This window comes from Promicromonospora umidemergens, assembly GCF_024171995.1.
Lineage (GTDB): Bacteria > Actinomycetota > Actinomycetes > Actinomycetales > Cellulomonadaceae > Promicromonospora > Promicromonospora umidemergens.
Genome location: NZ_JAMTCT010000019.1, coordinates 29735 through 46260, shown reverse-complemented (window position 1 = coordinate 46260; position 16526 = coordinate 29735). Strand labels below are relative to the sequence as shown.

Here is a 16526-nt window from a genome sequence, read left to right as displayed (position 1 = left end):
GGCGCTCTGCTTCGCCGCTGGTGTTCGACGAGCTGCTACGCGTGCGCGCCCGCCGCTTCCACGTCCAGCAGCCACAGCGTGCGCGCCTGCCCGACGGCGCCCGCCGCTGGTACCTCCGTCACCGGGCCGTCGGCCAGCGCCGCCGCCACCTGCTCCGCCTTCTCTGCCCCCGCCGCGACGATCCACACCTCGCGGGCCGACCGGATCGCGTCGAACGTGAGCGAGACACGCTCCGGCGGCGGCTTGGGCGAGCCGTGCACACCCGTCGTCGTGCCCTGCGCGGCCAGACCTTCGTGGCCGGGGAACAGGGAGGCGACGTGCCCGTCAGGACCCATGCCGAGCAGCAGGACGTCGAACGCGGGAACCGTCACGCCCTCCGGGTCCTCGTCCTGCTCGCCCGCGTGCCCACGGAGGAGCGTCGCGTAGTCCGTGGCGCCCTCCTCGGAGGTCGCTACGGACGTCGGCCCCGCCATCGGGTGGACGTTGGCCTCGGGGAGCCCGTGCTCGGCGACGAGGCCGTCGAGCAGGGCCTCCCGCGCCTGGGTCTCGTTCCGGTCCGGGTCACCGTCCGGCAGGAACCGCTCGTCGCCCCACCACAGGTGGACGCTCGACCAGTCGACGGCAGGCACCAGCGGGCTCGCGGCCACCGCGGCGAGCGTCGCGATGCCGACCGAACCACCCGTGAGCACCACGTGGACGGGGGAGCGGACGGACTGCACGTCCAGCACGCGCGTGAGCAGCCGCGCGGCCGTCGCCTGCGCGAGCACCTCCTTGTCGGGGTGGACGACGACGAGCCGCACCCCCGGCGTCGGGCCTGCCGCCGACTGCGACATCAGGCAGCCGTCCGAGCGGTGACCAGCTTGAGCCCGCGGATGAGCGCCTCCTCGAAGATCTCGTCCGGGTCGAGCCGGCGCAGCTCCTCGATCAGCGCCTCGTTGAGCGCACGGATCGGCAGGGCGATCCGGCGCGCAGGCTTGCCCGGCTGGGTGATCGTGACGGTGCGGCCGTCGGGCCGGTCGAGCACGATCGGGCCGCTCTTGCGCTCCAGCGTCACACGGGTGATCGCGTCGTCGCTGGTGGTGCGCACCACCTCGGCCGGGCACCGCAGCCGCGCAGCGAGCCACCCGGCGAGCAGGTCGAGCGACGTGTGCCGCGTCTGTCCCTCGACCGTCACGGAGAGCACCGGCTCGAACGGCGGCTGCTCGATGGCGGCCGCGATGATCGCCCGCCACAGGGTCACGCGCGCCCAGGCGAGGTCGGTGTCGCCGGGGGCGTAGGTCCCGGCGAGGTTGGCGAGCATGTCGACCGGGTTCTTCGCGACGGTGCTGTCGATGATCCGGCGGGCCGCCATGGCGCCCACCGGGTCCTGCGACGGCACCGCCGGCGCCTCACGCGGCCACCAGGCCACGATCGGTGCGTCCGGCAGCAGGAGCGGCATCACGAGGGTGTCGGTCCGCTCGAGGAGCGGTCCGAAGGCGCGCAGCACCACCACCTCGGAGGCGCCGGCGTCACCGCCCACCCGGATCTGAGCGTCGAGGCGGCCGTCGGAACTGCCCGCGGCGGGCGCGACGACGATGACCCGGCACGGGTGCTCACGGCTCGCGTCGTTGGCGGCCTCGACCGACTCCTCGACGTCACGCTCGTCGGCCAGCACCACGAGCGTGAGCACGCGGCCGAGGGCCACCGCACCACCCTCGTCGCGCAGCCGGACGAGGCGCTTGTTGACGTGGTTGCTCGTGGTATCGGGCATGTCAATAATCACTGGACGTGCTCACCTTCTCGATGTGGCCTCAGTGTCGGCAACCGCGTCATGGGGCCGTGCTCACCTTCTCGATGGGGCGTCCTGTCACCAACCGGGTCATCAGGGCCGCCTCCAGGTCCTGCCGTCGCGCTCCATCATGGCGTCGGCCGACGGCGGACCCCAGGTGCCCGACGCGTACGGCTCAGGCTTGCCCTTGCGGGCCCAGAAGGAGGTGATCGGGTCGAGGATCTTCCAGGAGAGCTCGACCTCCTCACGCGTCGGGAACAGCGGCGGGTCGCCGAGCAGCACGTCGAGGATGAGGCGCTCGTAGGCCTCGGGGGACGACTCGGTGAACGAGTGCCCGTACCCGAAGTCCATGGTCACGTCGCGCACCTGCATGGCTGTGCCAGGCACCTTGGCGCCGAACCGCATGGTGACGCCCTCGTCGGGCTGCACCCGGATGACCAGGGCGTTGCTGCCGAGCTCTGACGTCAGGGACGACTCGAACGGCAGGTGCGGTGCCTTCTTGAACACCACGGCCACCTCGGTCACCCGGCGGCCCAGGCGCTTGCCGTGGCGCAGGTAGAACGGCACGCCCGCCCAGCGGCGGTTGTCGACGTCGACCCGGACCGCTGCGAACGTCTCCGTCGCCGAGTCCTTCGCGATGCCGTCCTCGTCGAGGAAGCCGGGCACCTCCGCACCACCCTGCCAGCCGGCCTCGTACTGCCCGCGGGCCGTGTGCTTGCCGAGGTCGTCCGGCAGGCGGACCGACGAGAGCACCTTGATCTTCTCCGCCCGCAGCTCGGCGGCGTCGAAGTTGACGGGCTCCTCCATGGCGACCAGCGCCAGGAGCTGGATCAGGTGGTTCTGGATGACGTCGCGCGCGGCGCCGATCCCGTCGTAGTACCCGGCACGGCCGCCGATGCCGATGTCCTCGGCCATCGTGATCTGCACGTGGTCCACGTAGTTCGAGTTCCAGATGGGCTCGAACATCGTGTTCGCGAAGCGCAGCGCCAGCAGGTTCTGGACGGTCTCCTTGCCCAGGTAGTGGTCGATCCGGAAGACCGACTCCGGCTCGAAGACCTCCGACACCACGGCGTCGAGCTCCTTGGCGCTGGCGAGGTCGTGCCCGAACGGCTTCTCGATGACCACCCGGCGCCACGCGTCCACGCCGTCGCCGTCCGCGTCGTCGTCCGGGCGCGACAGCCCGTGCTCGGCGAGCTGCCGGCACACCACGGGGAACGCCGACGGCGGGACCGACAGGTAGAACGCGTGGTTGCCGCCCGTGCCGCGCTCCTTGTCGAGCGTCTCGACGGTCTCGCGGAGACGCTCGAACGCGTCGTCGTCGTCGAACGAGCCCTGCACGAACCGGATGCCCTCGGCGAGCTGGCGCCACGTCGCCTCCCGGAAGGGAGTACGGGCGTACTCCTTCACGGCGTCGTGCACCACCTGCGCGAAGTCCTGGTCGGCCCACTCGCGCCGGGCGAAGCCCGTCAGGGCGAAGCCCGGCGGGAGCAGACCGCGGTTGGCGAGGTCGTAGACCGCCGGCATGAGCTTCTTGCGCGACAGGTCACCCGTCACGCCGAAGATCACCAGGCCGCTCGGCCCCGCGATGCGCGGCAGGCGCAGGTCCAGAGGGTCGCGCAGGGGGTTGACCCCCTGCGCGATCTTGGCCGGCCTCACCGGGCGCCGGCCCCTGCTGCTCCGGCGCCGTCGAGCCCTGTCTTGGTGGTCGTCAGGAGCTCGTCCCAGCTGACCTCGAACTTCGTCACGCCCTCGTCCTCCAGCTGTGCCGTGACCTCGTCCATGGAGATGCCCTGCGCCTCGACGGCCGCGATGACAGCCGCGGCCTGCTCACCGGAACCGGTCACGGTGTCGGCGAGCACGATGCCGTGGTCGGCGAACGCCTCGAGCGTCTTCTCGGGCATCGTGTTGACCACGCCGGCCACCACGAGCTCGTCCACGTACATCGTGTCGCGGTAGCTCGGGTCCTTCACACCGGTCGATGCCCACAGCGGGCGCTGCGGCTGGGCACCGGCGGCCTGGAGCGCCGCCCACCGCTCTGTGCTGTCAGCCGAGAAGACGTCTTCATAGGCCGCGTAGGCCAGCCGGGCGTTCGCGATGGCGGCCTGGCCACGCAGCGCGAGCGCCTCGTCCGTCCCGACCGCCTTGAGGCGCTTGTCGACCTCCGCGTCCACGCGGGACACGAAGAACGACGCCACCGAGCCGATCACGGACAGGTCGTGGCCGACCTCCTTTGCCTGCTCCAGACCGGTCAGGAAGGCATCCATCACCTCCCGGTAGCGCGAGAGCGAGAAGATCAGCGTCACGTTCACGCTGATGCCCTTCGCGAGCGTGGACGTGATCGCGGGCAGACCCTCGACGGTGGCGGGGATCTTGATCATCACGTTCGGCCGGTCGACCGTCTCCCAGAGACGGACCGTCGTGGCCTTCGTGGCCGCCGTGTCGCGGGCCAGTCGCGGGTCCACCTCGATGGACACGCGGCCGTCCACGGCGGCGGTGGAGTCGTAGACGGGCCGCAGCAGGTCTGCGGCGTCGCGGACGTCGTCCGTGGTGATGCGCTCCACCGCTGCCTCGACGTCCCCGCGGTTCGGCGGCCCGGCCAGCTCGGCCAGCGTGCCGTCGTACGCGTCACCCTGGGCGAGCGCGGCGGCGAAGATCGTCGGGTTGGTCGTGACCCCGACGACGTTCCTGGTGCTGATGAGCTCGGCGAGGTTGCCGGTGCGCAGGCGCTCGCGGGACAGGTCGTCCAGCCAGATGGCGACACCCGCCTCGGACAGCCGCTGGGTGGGACTGACGTTCTCGCCTGTGCTGACGTTCGTGCTGTCGGTCATCATGCCCTTCCTCTCGTGTCCGTGTGCTTCTTCAGCGGCTTCAGGACGCCGCTTCGATCGACTCCTTGGCGGCCTGGGCGACCGCCTCGGCCGTGATGCCGTACTCGGCGTAGAGCGTCTTGTAGTCGGCCGACGCGCCGTAGTGCTCGAGCGAGACGATGCGGCCGGCGTCGCCGACCACCTCGCGCCAGCCCTGCGCCACGCCCGCCTCGACCGAGACGCGTGCCTTCACACCGGACGGGATGACCGACTCGCGGTAGGCGCCGTCCTGCTTGTTGAACCACTCGAGCGAGGGCATGGAGACCACGCGGGCCCGCACGCCGTCGGCGGCGAGAAGCTCACGCGCCTCGACGGCGAGCTGCACCTCTGAGCCGGTGCCCACGAGGACGACGTCGGGCGTGCCCTCGGTGTCCAGGAGGGTGTAGCCACCCTTGAGCGTGCCCTCGGCGGCGGCGAAGCCGTCGGTGCCGCGCGGGTAGGTGGGCACGTTCTGGCGGGTCAGCACGAGGCCGGCCGGGTTGTCGCGGTTCTCGAGGATGCCGCGCCACGCCCAGGCGGTCTCGTTCGCGTCCGCCGGGCGCACGACGTCAAGGTTCGGGATGGCGCGCAGCGACGCGAGGTGCTCCACCGGCTGGTGGGTCGGGCCGTCCTCGCCGAGCCCGATCGAGTCGTGCGTCCAGACGAACGTCGTCGGGATGCCCATCAGCGACGCCAGGCGGACCGAGGCACGCATGTAGTCGGCGAACTGCAGGAACGTCCCACCGTAGGGACGGGTCAGGCCGTGCAGCACGATGCCGTTGAGGATCGAGCCCATGCCGTGCTCACGGATGCCGAAGTGCAGCGTGCGGCCGTACGGGTCGCCAGGGAACTTCTTGGTCGCGTGCTCGGTCGGCACGAACGACGGCACGCCGTCCATCGTGGTGTTGTTGGAGCCGGCCAGGTCGGCCGAACCGCCCCACAGCTCGGGCAGCACGTCCGCGAGGGCGTTCAGCACCTTGCCCGACGCCGCACGGGTCGCCACGCCCTTCTCGCTCGCCTCGAACTCCGGCAGGGAGCCGGTCCAGCCCTCGGGCAGCTCGTGGGCGCGCAGCCGCGCGAGCAGCGCCGCGTTCTGCGGGTTCTTCTCGGACCAGGCCGCGAAGGCGGACTCCCAGGCCTGGCGCTGGGTGGCCTGGCGCTGCGCGACGGAACGCGTGTAGGACAGCACCTCGGGGTCGATCGCGAACGTCGCCTCGGGGTCGAGGCCGAGGGCGGACTTCATGCCCTTGACCTCGTCGGCGCCCATGGCCGAACCGTGGATGCCACCCGTGTTCTGCTTGGTGGGTGCCGGCCAGCCGATGATCGTGCGCAGCGCGATGATCGACGGCTTGCCGGTCTCCGCCTTCGCGGCGTCGAGCGCCGCGGCCAGCAGTTCCTTGTCCTCCGCGTAGCCGTCGCCGCCCGAGGTCCAGTCCACGCGCTGGGTGTGCCAGCCGTAGGCCTCGTAGCGCTTCAGCACGTCCTCGGTGAACGCGATGTTGGTGTCGTCCTCGATCGAGATCTTGTTGTCGTCCCAGATCAGGATCAGGTTGCCGAGCTGCTGGTGGCCTGCGAGCGACGAGGCCTCAGAGGTCACGCCCTCCTGCAGGTCGCCGTCGGACGCGATGACGTACACGTGGTGGTCGAACGGCGACTCGCCAGGGGCGGCGGCGGGGTCGAGCAGACCGCGCTCGCGGCGGGAGGCCATCGCCATGCCGACGGCGGAGGCCAGACCCTGGCCCAGCGGGCCGGTCGTGATCTCGACGCCGGTGGTGTGGCGGTACTCCGGGTGGCCGGGGGTCTTGGAGCCCCAGGTCCGCAGAGCCGCGATGTCGTCCATCTCGAGGCCGTAGCCGGCGAGGAAGAGCTGCAGGTAGATGGTCAGCGACGAGTGGCCGGCGCTCAGCACGAACCGGTCGCGGCCCAGCCACTCAGGGTCGGACGGGTCGTGGCGCATGGCCTTCTGGAAGAGGAGGTACGCGGCCGGCGCGAGCGAGATCGCGGTTCCGGGATGTCCGTTGCCCACCTTCTCGACGGCGTCCGCAGCCAGTGCCTTGATGGCCTTGACAGCTCGCTCGTCGAGCTCCGACCACTCCAGGGGCTTCAGCACGGGGTCGAAAGCGTTCACGAGTCCTCTTTCTCTCCGCCGTCGGCCCCCGGACGGGCCGGAGAGCCGCGCAGCGTGCGTGCGGCGACGGCGGGATGCCGGCCGCTCTTCGTTCGATGGCGTGAACAACCCTATACGCGCGCATCATCCGCCGCGCAGGGCTGTCCACGCTGTGTCCGGCCGACCGGCTCAGGACAAATCTCACATGCGGTGGTGGGAATGCGGTGTGCACCCGAGTCATGCCGCGACGTACGATGAGCACGCGCCTGACCGGTATGAGGACCTACCAGGTGCTTCGCTGACCTCAGAGACTCCCGAACGGAACTGCGACGCGCGTGAGAACGAGCCACTCGACGACCGGCCAGACCGCGCGTCCCCAGAACTCCAGCCCCCAGGATGCCGTCGCCGACGACGGACAGCGCCCCGGTGGCTGGTTCCTGCGCCGGGCCGGCGCCTACGTCGCACTGACCAAGCCCCGCATCATCGAGCTGCTGCTCATCACGACCGTGCCCACCATGATCCTCGCGGCCGACGGTCTGCCGAGCTTCTGGCTGATCCTCGCCACCCTGATCGGCGGGGCGGGTGCCGCCGGCAGCGCCAACGCGTTCAACATGTGGTGGGACCGCGACATCGACAAGGTCATGAACCGGACCAAGAAGCGTCCGATGGCGACGGGGGAGATCACCCCGGCCGCCGGCCTGGTGTTCGCCTCGATCCTCGGCCTGCTGTCGCTGGCGTGGTTCGCGCTGGTCGTGAACTGGGCGACGATGTGGCTCGCGCTCGCGGCTATCGCCATCTACGTCGTCGGCTACACGATGATCCTCAAGCGCCGCACCCCGCAGAACATCGTGTGGGGCGGTATCGCGGGCTGCTTCCCGGTGTTCATCGGCTGGGCCGCCGTGACGGGCGGGCTGAGCTGGGCAGCGCTCGCGCTGTTCGGTGTCATCTTCTTCTGGACGCCGCCGCACTACTGGCCGTTGTCGATCAAGTTCAAGCAGGACTACGCCAACGCCAAGGTCCCGATGCTGCCGGTGGTCAGCGACGACAAGCGCGTGGCCGCCGAGATGGTCGGCTACACGCTCGCGATGATCGCCTGCTCGCTGCTCCTGACGCCGCTGGCCGGGATGTCGTGGGTGTACACGGCGGTGGCCGCCGCGCTGGGCGCGTGGTTCCTCTGGTCCACGGTCGCCATGCTGCGCCGGGCGCAGGGCAGCGCCAAGGGCAAGCTGGGCGCCATGAAGGTGTTCCACGCGTCGATCACGTACCTGTCGCTGCTCTTCGTGGCGGTAGCCGTTGACGTCTTCCTCCCGTTCTGACCCTAGTAGCTCTGACCTAGCTCTGACCCGGGTATCCGTGCGGTCATGATTCGGCCGGTCCGGAGGTCTCGGCCTAGGCTGAGAGCGTGACCGAGACCCCAGCCGACCGAACCACCGAACCCGCCGACCAGTCCGGACGCTACGCAGCGGGCCTGCCGACGGCGTCCGCCGTCGTCCCGGAGGGTGACCTGGCTCCACGTCGGGCGGCCCGCGAGAAGTCCCGCGTGGCTCCCGACTACGCGCGTGCCTGGCTCCTGCTGTCCGCGATGCGGACCGAGCTCTTCGACAAGGCTCAGCTCTCCCGGGCGGACCAGGTGATCCTCGACTGCGAGGACGCCATCGACGAGTCGTTGAAGGACGAGGCGCGCGAGAACGTCATCCGGTGGATCAAGAACGGTGGCAGCGCCTGGGTCCGGATCAACGACCGCCAGGCTTCCTCCTGGGCCGACGACGTCGCGCACCTGCGGGGCGTCAAGGGGCTCAACGGCGTCATGCTCGCCAAGACGGAGAGCGCCGACGACGTCATCGACACCGCGCAGCGCCTCGGCGGCGACGTGCCGGTGATCCCGCTCGTCGAGTCGGCCCTCGGCATCGAGGAGGCGGTGAACATCGCCAGGGCCCGCGGCGCGTTCCGCCTCGCGTTCGGGTCCGGCGACTACCGTCGTGACACCGGCACCGCGAACGAGCCCATGGCGATGGCGTACCCGCGCACGCGGCTCGTCGTCGCGAGCCGCATCGGTGGCCTGCCCGGTCCCGTCGACGGCCCGACGGTGGGCTCGTCGCACGCCCTGCTGCGCGAGCAGTCCGCCGACGCCGTCAACCTCGGCATGACCGGCAAGCTCTGCCTCGACTTCGAGCAGTCGGCGGTCATCAACGAGTCCTTCGCGCCGACCTCGTCCGACGTGGCCTGGGCCGTCGACTTCTTCGCCGAGTTCGAGGCGGCGGGCTCCGTCGTCCGCGACGGCAGCGACAAGCCGCGCCTCGCCCGCGCGCAGGTGATCCGCTCGCGCGCGGAGCTGTTCGGTATCAACCCCGCCTGAACCTGCGGTTCCGCTCCGGCTCAGCCGGTATCAACCCGTCCTGACCAGGTGATCTACCGCGCGTAGCGGTCGCCCGGCGTGGCCCGCCCGTCCAGGCGGGCCACGCTCGGCATGATGGGGCGGTGTCCACCGCCCCCGCGCACCCGCAGTCCTTCCGTGAGCCCGCGTCCGGCCCTGTCGTCAGCCCGCGGCTCGACCGTGCCCTGCGGGACTATCTCGCGCACCTGAGCGTGGAGCGCGGCCTGTCGGCCAACACCGTCGCCGCGTACCGCCGCGACCTCGTGCGGTACGCGGGGTACCTCGCGGCGGCCGGCCGGCCCTGCCTGTCCGGGGTCACGGAGTCCGACGTCACGGGTTTCGTCGAGGGAGTGCGCCAGGGGTCCGACGGCGGGCGCCCGCTGTCGCCGTCGTCCACCGCACGTGCCCTGGCCGCCGTGCGGGGCTGGCACCGGTTCGCGCAGGCCGAGGGGCTCGCCGTGGACGACCCGTCGGCGGAGGTGCGGGCACCCACCCAGCTGCGGCGCCTGCCGCACGCGCTGTCCGTCGACGACGTCTGCGCCCTGCTGGACGCCGCCGGTGCCGGCGAGGGTCCGCTGCCGCTGCGCGACCGGGCGCTGCTCGAGCTGCTGTACGCCACCGGTGCGCGGATCTCCGAGATCGTCGGGCTGGACGTCGACGGGGTGAGCGACAGCACCGCCGTGCGGCTGTTCGGCAAGGGTTCGAGGGAGCGGGCGGTACCAGTGGGCTCGTTCGCGCGCGACGCCCTCGAGGCCTACCTGGTCAGGGCACGTCCGGCGCTGGTCGCCTCGGGGCGCGGCACGCCCGCGCTGTTCCTCAACACCCGCGGCGCGCGCATGTCCCGGCAGACCGCCTGGGCCGCCCTGCAGGCCGCCGCGGCACGCGCGGGCCTCAAGGAGCACGTCTCGCCGCACACCCTGCGGCACTCCTTCGCGACCCACCTCCTGTCCGGCGGGGCGGACGTGCGCGTCGTCCAGGAGCTGCTGGGGCACGCGTCGGTCACGACCACGCAGATCTACACGATGGTCACGCCGGACGCGCTGCGCGAGGTCTACGCCGCGGCCCACCCGCGAGCGCGGTAGCCGGGGTCGCTGCGCGCGGACGGGCTGCGGACGGGCCGTGGACGAGCCGCGGACGGGTCCGCCGGCCGGACGGCCGAAGGACGCCACGCCGAGGCCGCGACCCCGGCGGTGCCCACACCCTGGTATAGCGTGGCGGTCGTGAGCGAGGCACCCAGCCAGGAGGGAGCGAGCACGATGACCGACATTCTTCTCGGCAAGGCGGTCGTCGGCGCACCCACGGACTCGGAGGTCGTGCGCGACGTCGTCGGGCGCGCCATGCCGGAGCTGCCGGAGCCTGCGCCGCTGACGAGCCACGGCCCGGCCCGCATCATCGCGATGTGCAACCAGAAGGGCGGGGTCGGCAAGACCACCACCACGATCAACCTCGGCGCCTGCCTGGCGGAGTACGGCCGCAAGGTGCTCCTGGTGGACTTCGACCCGCAGGGTGCGGCGTCGGTCGGCATCGGGGTGAACCCGCACGAGCTCGACCTCACCGTCTACAACCTGCTCATGGAGCGGGGCGTGGACATCCACGACGTGATCATCTCGTCGGGGATCGAGAACCTCGACGTGCTCCCCGCGAACATCGATTTGTCCGCCGCGGAGGTGCAGCTCGTTGGCGAGGTCGCCCGCGAGTCCGTGCTGGCCCGTGCGCTGCGCCCGGTGCTCGACGACTACGACGTGATCCTCATCGACTGCCAGCCGAGCCTCGGCCTGCTCACGGTGAACGCCCTGACCGCTGCGCACGGGGTGCTGATCCCGCTGGAGTGCGAGTTCTTCGCGCTGCGCGGCGTCGCGCTGCTGGTGGAGACCATCGAGAAGGTGCGGGACCGGCTCAACCCGGCCCTGGAGATCGACGGTATCCTCCCCACCATGTACGACTCGCGCACCCTCCACTCCCGCGAGGTCGTGGCGCGCGTCTACGAGGCCTTCGGCGACACGCTGCTCCACTCGATCATCGGGCGCACGGTGAAGTTCCCCGACGCCACGGTCGCCGCCGAGCCGATCACCGACTACGCGCCGGCACACCCGGGCGCGGCCGCGTACCGTCAGCTCGCCCGCGAGCTCGTGGCCCGTGGCGACGCTGCCTGAGGCGGAGGTGGCGCGGAGTGTGGGAGTCGAGGAACGAGGCTCCCGGACGGAGCAGAGCCGCAGCCTCAGGCAGCAGACGACAGAGCCTGACGCGTCGGAGCCCGGCCCGCAGCCGACGGCGGACGAGCCGCCCGCCGACGAGCGCCGCGCCTCCCGGACCTTCCAGGTCCACCTGCACAACTTCGAGGGACCGTTCGACCTGCTGCTGTCGCTGATCGCGAAGCACAAGATGGACGTCACCGAGGTGGCGCTGGCGGTGGTGACCGACGAGTTCGTCGCGCACATCCGTGAGGCGGAGCGGGCCTCTCGCGCGGCCGCCGCACGCGGCGAGGAGCACGCGTCCTGGGACCTCGGTGTGGCCAGCGAGTTCCTCGTGATCGCCGCGACTCTGCTCGACCTCAAGGCCGCCCGGCTGCTGCCTGGCGTCGTCGTCGAGGACGGCGAGGACCTCGAGCTGCTCGAGGCCCGCGACCTGCTGTTCGCCCGGCTCCTGCAGTACCGGGCGTACAAGGAGGTCTCGAAGGTCATCGCGGAGGAGCTGGCGTCGGCCGGACGCCGCGTGCCGCGCCTGGCGCCGCTCGAGCCGCACCTCGCGGCGATCCTGCCGGAGCTGGTCTGGGACACGACGGGGGAGCGGCTCGCAGAGCTGGCCGCCCGGGTGCTCGCCCCCAAGCTGCCGCCCGTGGTGGGCCTGGCCCACCTGCACGGCTCCGCGGTGAGCGTGCGCGAGGAGGCGGGCGTCATCGTGCGGCGTCTGCGCGTGGAGCAGTCGGTGACGTTCCGGTCGCTGACGGCAGGGTCCGAACGGCTCGTCGCCGTCGCCAGGTTCCTGGCGCTCCTGGAGCTGTTCCGTGACTCCCTGGTCAGCTTCGAGCAGGTCAGCCCGCTGGGCGAGCTGACCGTGCGGTGGACCGCAGGGCCGGACGACGGTGAGAAGTATCTCGATCCCGGGGCCGGGCCCAGCGAGTTCGACGAGGGCGACCTCGCGGTGCCGCCCGAGCCGGGCGGCCCGCAGGAGCGAGCCCCGCAGGAGCGAGCAGAGACCACGGAGCCCGGAACGGAGGCGACAGCATGACCGTCGAAGAACAGGCCCCCGAGGCCCTGCGGGTGGCCGCCCCGGCCGGGGGGTCGAGGCAGGACGAGCCGGCCTTCGTCGACGTGCACACGCTTCCTGGTGGTGCGCACGCTGCGGTCGAGGCGGTGCTCATGGTGGCCGACGCCCCGATCGGCGCGGACCGCATCGCCGCCTCCCTGAACCTCACCCAGGACGAGACCGACGACATCCTGCACGAGCTGTCCGACGAGTACGCCGGCCATCTCGGGTCCCGGCCGCGCGGCTTCGAGCTGCGCCGGACCATGGACGGGTGGCGCATCTACTCGTCGGCGGCGCACGCGGACCCGGTGGGGCGCTTCGTGCTGGACGGGCAGTCGTCGAAGCTGAGCCAGGCCGCGCTGGAGACGCTCGCGGTGGTCGCCTACCGTCAGCCGGTGACGCGTGGCCAGGTCAGCGCGGTGCGCGGGGTGAACGTCGACGGCGTCGTGCGGACGTTGCTGACCCGCGGGCTGATCGCCGAGATCGGCCAGGACCCGAGCTCGGGTGCGGTCCTGTTCGGAACCACGGGATACTTCTTGGAGCGGATGGACTTCTCGTCGCTCGACGAGCTGCCTCCGCTGGCGCCGCACCTGCCGGACCTCGACATGATCGAGGGCCTCGACGGGCTGGACTCGTAGTCCTGTCCCGGGCCCGAGCAGCGGGTCCGAACCCGGACCAGCAGGCAGGTCCGCAGCGCCTTACCCGACTCACCGAGAGATGAATCATGAGCAACGAACGCCGCGGCGGGAGCCGCCGCGAATCCAGTGGTGGCCAGCAGCCGCGCCGACCCGACCATTCCGGCAAGCAGGGCGCCAAGAACTTCCGGGGCGGTAGCTCGGCCAAGAGCCGCGCCCAGGCCAACGCGCCACGCCGCAAGCCGGCGCAGCCCGCCGAGCAGGGCCGCGACGTCCACGTCGAGGGCGGCGTGCGGCTGCAGAAGGTGCTCGCTCAGGCAGGGCTGGGATCCCGCCGGGCGAGCGAGGAGCTGATCGCCAAGGGGCACGTCGAGGTCGACGGCCAGGTCGTCACGGAGCTCGGGGTGCGGATCGACCCGGACACCGCCGTCGTGCACGTGGACGGGCTGCGGATCCAGCTGGACCAGGCGAAGGTGACCATCGCGCTGAACAAGCCGCTGGGCGTCGTCTCGACCATGGACGACCCCAAGGGGCGCCCGACCGTCGCGGACCTCATCAAGAACCGTGAGGAGCGCCTCTTCCACGTGGGCAGGCTCGACGCCGACAGCGAGGGTCTGCTGCTCCTGACGAACGACGGCGAGCTCGCCAACCGCCTGTCCCACCCCAAGTACGAGATCGCCAAGACGTACCTGGTGACCGTCGAGGGCGAGATCTTCCCGCGCGTCGGCAAGCAGCTCCTGAAGGGCGTCGAGCTCGACGACGGCATCGTGAAGATGGACGCGGTGCACGTGGTCCAGCAGATCGACGGCTTCGCGATGCTGGAGGTCGTGCTGCACGAGGGCCGCAACAGGATCGTGCGCCGGATGTTCGAAGCGGTCGGGCACCCGGTGACGCGCCTCGTGCGTACCCGGATCGGACCGATCCCGCTGGGCGACCTGAAGTCGGGTCGTACCCGCGTGCTGGGTCGCACGGAGCTGGGCACCCTCATGGGTGCGGTAGACCTGTAACCTCGATCGCTGAGTGCTGGGTATCCGCCCCTGGTAGGCACTCTGACCGGCAGATATCCAGCACTCAACGAGAAGCGAGCAAATCTGTGACCAGTCCTGTTGTAGTCGCCATCGACGGGCCGTCCGGGTCCGGCAAGTCGAGCGTGTCGAAGGCGGTCGCCGCGCGGCTCGGCCTGGCCTACCTCGACACGGGCGCCATGTACCGGGCAGCCACCGTGTGGAGCATGCAGACGGCGGACCTGGACGACGCCGTGTCGGTCGCGACAGCCGTCCGGGCGATGCCGCTGGTCATGGGCCTCGACCCGGCCGCGCCGGGCGTCGAGCTGGACGGCAGGGACATCGCCGTGACGATCCGCTCGACCGAGGTCACCGCCGCGGTGTCGAAGGTGGCGTCCAACCTCGAGGTCCGGTCCGAGCTCAAGCGGCTCCAGCGCGAGATCATCGAGCAGGAGTCCAGCCCGGTGCAGGCAGTGCACTCGGGCGGCCGGGGGATCGTGGCCGAGGGCCGCGACATCACCACTGTCGTGGCGCCCGACGCCGACGCCCGGGTGCTGCTCACCGCGTCCGAGGAGGCACGCCTGCGCCGTCGGTCGCTGGAGGTGCACGGCGCCGCCGACACGGAAGCCGTGGACGCCACGCGGGACCAGGTGCTGCGCCGCGACCGGGACGACGCGAAGGTGACGCAGTTCCAGGTCGCTGCCGACGGCGTGGCGACCGTCGACTCCAGCGACCTCGACTTCGAGCAGACGATCGACGCCGTCCTCGCCGTCGTCACGCAGGTGACGGGGCGCGAGGTGGCGCCGTCCGCCTGAGCCGCAGGCTCGGGCGGTAACCGGCAGAGCCTGAGCCGGAGGCGCCGCCGAGGCAGGAGCGACACAGGTCATACGGCCACGAGGCGACCTCAGCGTGCCAGGCCTGCGACAATGGGGGTATGACCCACGACTCCTCTGCATCGGAGGCTGCTGCGCTGGACGCCGCGGCCCGAGATGATGCTGCCCTGGACGCTGCCGCCCCGGTAGCACCCGACCTCGCCGAGACCGAGGACGACGTCGCGCGCGAGCGTGCCCTGCGCGTCGGCCTCAGGGAGTTCGAGCTCGACGAGTCGGACCAGGTGCTGCTCGACTCCGAGTGGAGCGACGAGCAGGCGGAGGCCGAGGCGGCGCTGCCCGTGCTGGCCGTCGTCGGACGGCCGAACGTCGGCAAGTCGACCCTGGTCAACCGGATCCTCGGCCGTCGAGAGGCCGTCGTGGCCGACAAGCCGGGCGTGACGCGTGACCGTGTGTCCTACCCGGCCGAGTGGACCGGCCACCGGTTCATGCTCGTCGACACGGGCGGCTGGGAGGTCGACGTCGCCGGCATCGAGTCCAAGGTGGCCGAGCAGGCAGAGGTCGCGATCTCCCTCGCCGACGCCGTGGTGTTCGTGGTCGACGCCGCAGTGGGTGCCACCTCCACCGACGAGCGGGTCGTCGAGCTGCTGCGCCGCTCCGGCAAGCCGGTGGTGCTGTGCGCCAACAAGGTGGACGGCGCCTCGGGCGAGGCGGACGCCACCTACCTGTGGGCGCTGGGCCTTGGGGAGCCGCACCCGGTCTCCGCCCTGCACGGTCGTGGTACGGGCGACCTGCTCGACGCCGCGGTCAAGGCCCTGCCCACCACGTCGGCGCACGGTGCGCTGCGGCCCGCCGGCCCCCGCAGGGTGGCGCTCGTCGGTCGGCCGAACGTCGGCAAGTCCTCGCTGCTGAACAAGATCGCGGGCTCGGAGCGCGTCGTCGTCGACGAGGTCGCCGGCACCACGCGCGACCCGGTCGACGAGCTCATCGAGCTGCGCGGCATCCCGTACTGGTTCGTGGACACCGCCGGCATCCGCCGCCGGGTGCACCAGACCAAGGGCGCCGACTTCTACGCGTCGCTGCGCACCGCCGCCGCCATCGACAAGGCGGAGATCGGCGTGGTCCTCGTGGACGCGTCGAACCCGCTGACCGAGCAGGACATCCGGGTGATCCAGCAGGTCGTGGACGCCGGCCGGGCGCTCGTCATCGCGTACAACAAGTGGGACCTCATGGACGAGGACCGTCGCCCCTTCCTCGAGCGCGAGATCGAGAAGGAGCTGGTCCAGATCGCCTGGGCGCCGCGGGTCAACCTGTCGGCGCGCACCGGCTGGCACAGCGAGCGTCTGGTCCCCGCGATCGAGCGGTCGCTCGCCTCCTGGGACCGGCGTGTCCCGACGGGCAAGCTCAACGCGTTCCTCGGTGAGCTCGTGGCCGCGCACCCGCACCCGCTGCGCGGCGGCAAGCAGTCGCGGATCCTGTTCGCGACGCAGGCCTCGACCCGGCCGCCGCGGTTCGTCATCTTCGCCACCGGTTTCATCGAGGCCGGCTACCGCCGGTTCATCGAGCGCCGTCTGCGCGAGACGTTCGGCTTCGAGGGCACCCCCATCGAGATCTCGGTGCGCGTCCGGGAGAAGCGCAAGCGCTAGAGCCGGCCCAGGGTACGTGCGGTCGGTAGAACGTCAGGTGATCGGCAGCCCGGGCTGCCGATCACCTGAC

General features: G+C 71.4%; 14 protein-coding genes. 9 read left to right on the top strand and 5 right to left on the bottom strand.

The window, feature by feature from the left end; all coding sequences use genetic code 11:
* Positions 1–35: 35 nt before the first annotated feature.
* The 5 genes from pgl to tkt all read right to left on the bottom strand — a co-directional run bounded on the left by pgl (position 36) and on the right by tkt (position 6742).
* A complete protein-coding gene (gene pgl, locus APR04_RS23415; RefSeq protein WP_253874990.1) occupies positions 36–833 on the bottom strand; it encodes a 6-phosphogluconolactonase in 798 nt (265 codons plus the stop codon).
* Positions 833–1762 (bottom strand): glucose-6-phosphate dehydrogenase assembly protein OpcA, encoded by a 930-nt coding sequence (opcA, locus tag APR04_RS23410; protein ID WP_253874980.1) that lies wholly within the window; start codon positions 1760–1762, stop codon positions 833–835. Before opcA ends, pgl begins: the two co-directional genes overlap by 1 nt.
* A 99-nt stretch (positions 1763–1861) precedes the next feature.
* Positions 1862–3424 carry a glucose-6-phosphate dehydrogenase gene (gene zwf, locus APR04_RS23405; protein WP_253874977.1) on the bottom strand — a complete coding sequence of 521 codons (1563 nt, stop codon included), beginning with the start codon at positions 3422–3424 and terminating at the stop codon, positions 1862–1864.
* On the bottom strand, positions 3421–4596 hold the full coding sequence (tal, locus tag APR04_RS23400; protein WP_253874975.1) for a transaldolase: 1176 nt from the start codon (positions 4594–4596) through the stop codon (positions 3421–3423). Before tal ends, zwf begins: the two co-directional genes overlap by 4 nt.
* A gap of 40 nt (positions 4597–4636) precedes the next feature.
* Positions 4637–6742 (bottom strand): transketolase, encoded by a 2106-nt coding sequence (gene tkt, locus APR04_RS23395; RefSeq protein ID WP_253874967.1) that lies wholly within the window; start codon positions 6740–6742, stop codon positions 4637–4639.
* A gap of 314 nt (positions 6743–7056) precedes the next feature.
* On the opposite strand from tkt, the gene APR04_RS23390 reads away from it, so the two are divergent.
* From APR04_RS23390 to der, 9 genes are all read left to right on the top strand, one after another.
* Positions 7057–8037, top strand: a complete 981-nt coding sequence (locus tag APR04_RS23390; protein ID WP_372496163.1) for a heme o synthase — start codon at positions 7057–7059, stop codon at positions 8035–8037.
* A 188-nt stretch (positions 8038–8225) separates the two neighbouring features.
* Complete coding sequence (locus APR04_RS23385) at positions 8226–9077, top strand: HpcH/HpaI aldolase/citrate lyase family protein (RefSeq protein ID WP_253875095.1); 852 nt, start codon at positions 8226–8228, stop codon at positions 9075–9077.
* Positions 9078–9199: 122 nt separating this feature from the next.
* Positions 9200–10177 (top strand): site-specific tyrosine recombinase XerD, encoded by a 978-nt coding sequence (gene xerD, locus APR04_RS23380; protein WP_372496162.1) that lies wholly within the window; start codon positions 9200–9202, stop codon positions 10175–10177.
* A 174-nt stretch (positions 10178–10351) separates the two neighbouring features.
* A complete protein-coding gene (locus APR04_RS23375; protein WP_253875091.1) occupies positions 10352–11248 on the top strand; it encodes a ParA family protein in 897 nt (298 codons plus the stop codon).
* Positions 11232–12323 carry a segregation and condensation protein A gene (locus tag APR04_RS23370; RefSeq protein WP_372496161.1) on the top strand — a complete coding sequence of 364 codons (1092 nt, stop codon included), beginning with the start codon at positions 11232–11234 and terminating at the stop codon, positions 12321–12323. Before APR04_RS23375 ends, APR04_RS23370 begins: the two co-directional genes overlap by 17 nt.
* On the top strand, positions 12320–12979 hold the full coding sequence (gene scpB / locus APR04_RS23365) for an SMC-Scp complex subunit ScpB (RefSeq protein ID WP_253874965.1): 660 nt from the start codon (positions 12320–12322) through the stop codon (positions 12977–12979). The genes APR04_RS23370 and scpB overlap by 4 nt, the downstream gene beginning before the upstream one ends.
* Positions 12980–13065: 86 nt before the next feature.
* Positions 13066–13983, top strand: a complete 918-nt coding sequence (locus APR04_RS23360) for a pseudouridine synthase (protein ID WP_253874963.1) — start codon at positions 13066–13068, stop codon at positions 13981–13983.
* Between the two features lie 86 nt (positions 13984–14069).
* Entirely contained in the window at positions 14070–14795 is a 726-nt protein-coding gene (gene cmk / locus APR04_RS23355) for a (d)CMP kinase (protein ID WP_253874961.1), read from the top strand.
* 119 nt (positions 14796–14914) lie between these two features.
* On the top strand, positions 14915–16456 hold the full coding sequence (der, locus tag APR04_RS23350; RefSeq protein WP_253874959.1) for a ribosome biogenesis GTPase Der: 1542 nt from the start codon (positions 14915–14917) through the stop codon (positions 16454–16456).
* Positions 16457–16526: the final 70 nt, after the last annotated feature.

What these genes read in the sequence shown, in the direction of transcription:
- pgl (WP_253874990.1), bottom strand. Translation starts at nt 833, where the DNA reads ATGTCGCAGTCGGCGGCAGGCCCGACGCCGGGGGTGCGGCTCGTCGTC.
- tal (WP_253874975.1), bottom strand. Translation starts at nt 4,596, where the DNA reads ATGACCGACAGCACGAACGTCAGCACAGGCGAGAACGTCAGTCCCACC.
- APR04_RS23375 (WP_253875091.1), top strand. Translation starts at nt 10,352, where the DNA reads ATGACCGACATTCTTCTCGGCAAGGCGGTCGTCGGCGCACCCACGGAC.
- scpB (WP_253874965.1), top strand. Translation starts at nt 12,320, where the DNA reads ATGACCGTCGAAGAACAGGCCCCCGAGGCCCTGCGGGTGGCCGCCCCG.
- APR04_RS23360 (WP_253874963.1), top strand. Translation starts at nt 13,066, where the DNA reads ATGAGCAACGAACGCCGCGGCGGGAGCCGCCGCGAATCCAGTGGTGGC.
- der (WP_253874959.1), top strand. Translation starts at nt 14,915, where the DNA reads ATGACCCACGACTCCTCTGCATCGGAGGCTGCTGCGCTGGACGCCGCG.